Here is an 804-nt window from a genome sequence, read left to right on the forward strand (position 1 = left end):
CCCGGCGGGAGTCGGCCGCCCCCGGCCCGGCGGCGGCACCGGTTCCGGCGGCGACGGCGGCGGAGGCGTCGCGTCCGGCCGGCGCCTACGGCATGGTGCTGACGCCGAAGGAGCGCGAGGTGATGGAGTTGCTGGCGCGCAATCTGTCGAACAAGGAAATCGGGCGTGCCATGCAGGTCGGCGAGACCACCATCAAGTGGCACGTGAAGAACCTCTTCGCCAAGCTGGACGCGGGCACCCGAAAACAGGTCGTCCAGCGCGCCCGCATCCTTGGCTTGATCAAAGCAGTCGACTGACCCGCGGCGGCGCCGACGGTGCGCGGTCCGCCCCGCAAGGCGGTGGAGGTCCCCTCCTGCAAGGAGGGGGCGCCGGCGGGACCTTCTCCCTATTCTCAGGGCCTGCGGAGCTGCTGACTCGGGATCCGCTCCACCCAACGAGCCCGGACCCGTCCAGAGGCTCTCCACGGAGACAAACAGGACCATGAACCCAGTCACTCTTCAGAGCCCCCTGCCGGCCGGCCCCGCCGAAGCGACCTTCTGACGCCGCACGCCTGCTCTCGATTCACACATCAACGCCACAGAAAGACGAGCCATGAACTTCCTCGACGGATCCCTGTTCCCCGAAAACCAGGACAAGCTGGTCATCACCGCCGCGCCCTACGGCCCCGAGTGGGTGCCTTCGGACTTCCCGCAGGACATCCCGGTCACCATGGAGCAACAGGTGCAGAAGGCGGTCGACTGCTACAACGCCGGCGCCACGGTGCTGCACCTGCACGTGCGCGAGCTCGACGGCAAGGGCTCCAAG

2 protein-coding genes are annotated in these 804 nt (G+C 68.3%); both read left to right on the plus strand.

The annotated features are described in order from the left end of the window. On the plus strand, positions 1-296 hold a 296-nt coding region (locus AC1DY5_RS57450), incomplete at its 5' end, for a response regulator transcription factor (RefSeq protein ID WP_478123010.1). Between the two features lie 295 nt (positions 297-591). Further along, a partial coding sequence (locus tag AC1DY5_RS57455) for a 3-keto-5-aminohexanoate cleavage protein (RefSeq protein ID WP_478123011.1) occupies positions 592-804 on the plus strand: 213 nt, incomplete at its 3' end.

The organism is Variovorax sp. P4_D9 (genome assembly GCF_056401695.1).